The sequence below is a fragment of the Glycocaulis sp. genome (assembly GCF_052168375.1).
In the GTDB taxonomy this organism is placed as follows: Bacteria; Pseudomonadota; Alphaproteobacteria; order Caulobacterales; family Maricaulaceae; genus Glycocaulis.
The window spans coordinates 1-1716 of sequence record NZ_JBQLZR010000057.1 but is presented as its reverse complement, the minus strand read 5'-3'; the positions used below and the strand labels follow the sequence as shown (position 1 = coordinate 1716).

At 50.8% G+C, this 1716-nt stretch carries 1 protein-coding gene; it reads right to left on the bottom strand.

Annotation, left to right across the window (positions count from 1 at the left end; translation table 11 throughout):
* Positions 1-140: 140 nt before the first annotated feature.
* Positions 141-1646, bottom strand: a complete 1506-nt coding sequence (locus ACTS2Z_RS02355) for an aldehyde dehydrogenase family protein (RefSeq protein WP_377964401.1) — start codon at positions 1644-1646, stop codon at positions 141-143.
* Positions 1647-1716: the final 70 nt, after the last annotated feature.

Below are 1716 nucleotides of genomic sequence, written 5' to 3'. Positions count from 1 at the left end.
CTTTTCTGTTAGTGGCTTTCAGCCATTGAAGTGCCTCAACGCTAGTGGCAACAGCTAGAAACTTTCCAGTGGGTCAATCAGAACGATTGCACCAGTCCTACCTTCAGTGATCGGCTGGCTTAGAACCCGTCGCATAGCGCTTAGAACGGATATTGGCGGGGGGTATGTTGGAGGGTGATCCAATGATCAGTGGTAAATTCTGCAACGGCCCAAGCTCCGCCAAATCGACCAATGCCGCTATTTTTCTCGCCCCCAAACGGCGCATTCGGTAAATCGTTAACGGTTTGGTCGTTAACATGGGTCATACCTGCTTGCATTTGCAGGGCAAAGCGAAGGCCACGACCTTCATCTTGGGTAAATACGGCACTGGATAGGCCATACTCGGTGTCGTTAGCCACTTGCAAAGCTTCAGCCTCATCGCGGACTTTGATAATCGGAGCAATTGGGCCAAATAATTCTTCTCTGGCTACCGACATCTGATTGTTGACATCTGTAAACACATGGGGCGGTAGCACCAGTCCATCTGGCTCGCCCCCTAAGCGTTGACAGGCACCTGCTTGCTTAGCTGCTTCAATATGGTCAAGCAGTGAATTTAGCTGGGCTTGATCAATAATGGGACCAATTACCGTCTCTGGATCATTGGGATCACCTACCTTAAGCTGGCTAACCCGATCAATAAAGCGATCGACAAATTCGTCATGCACCTGTTGGTCAACAATTAGCCGATTAACGCTCATACAAATTTGGCCTTCGTTGAGAAACTTGCCAAATACCGCTGCATTGACCGCCTGCTCTAGATCAGCGTCATCTAACACCACCAAAGGACTATTGCCACCTAGTTCTAGAGACATGCGTTTTAAGATGGGGCTATCCATAATTTGCTTACCGATATGCCGCCCTGCTTGGGTCGATCCAGTGAAGGTAATCACGCGGGGAATAGGGTGAGCAACAAAAATGTCGCCAATTTCTCGGGCTGGCCCAGCGACCACGCTAAACACGCCGGGGGGTAATCCGGCTTCTTCAAAAATTTTGGCTAGAATTAGCCCCCCCGAAATGGGTGTGTTAGAGGGTGGCTTTTGCACTACAGCATTGCCTAGAGCGATCGCCGGAGCAATTGAGCGATTTGCCAGATTGAGCGCAAAATCCCACGGACTAACAACCCCCACGACCCCGACTGGCTGGCGGTAAACCCGGCTTTCTTTACCTGGGATGTCTGCAGGCAACAGCCGCCCTTCGGCTGCATAGGGAACTGAAACGGCTTGTTCCATGACGTTGCGGGCCACCTGCCATTCCAGCGTGGCTTTGGCACGAGGGCTACCCGCCTCTCGAATTGACCAAGCAATCATTTCTGCTTTGCGGGCTTCCATGATTTCAACCGCTCGTCGCATTATCTGCGATCGCTCACTTGGCAAAGTTTTAGCCCACGCCACCTGTGCTTTTTGAGCCGATTGATAAGCCTGGTCAATATCTTGTTCGTTGGCTGCCGCAATTTCTATAATCGGCGTTTGGCGGTAAGGGTCAGTCGGCGTAATTTTATGCTTAGAGCGACCTATTACCCAGCGGCCATCGATAAATAAATGATCAAACCCAGTGTAGAGAGCAGGTGCTTGATCGGGGATTTGGGAAGTTGAAAGGGTTGCGGTCATTAAATCAAGAAGTGGATAGTTGCCAGCCGCTATTGCAGAAATCGGCGAAGACCGTAGTCTGCTCCGAAAG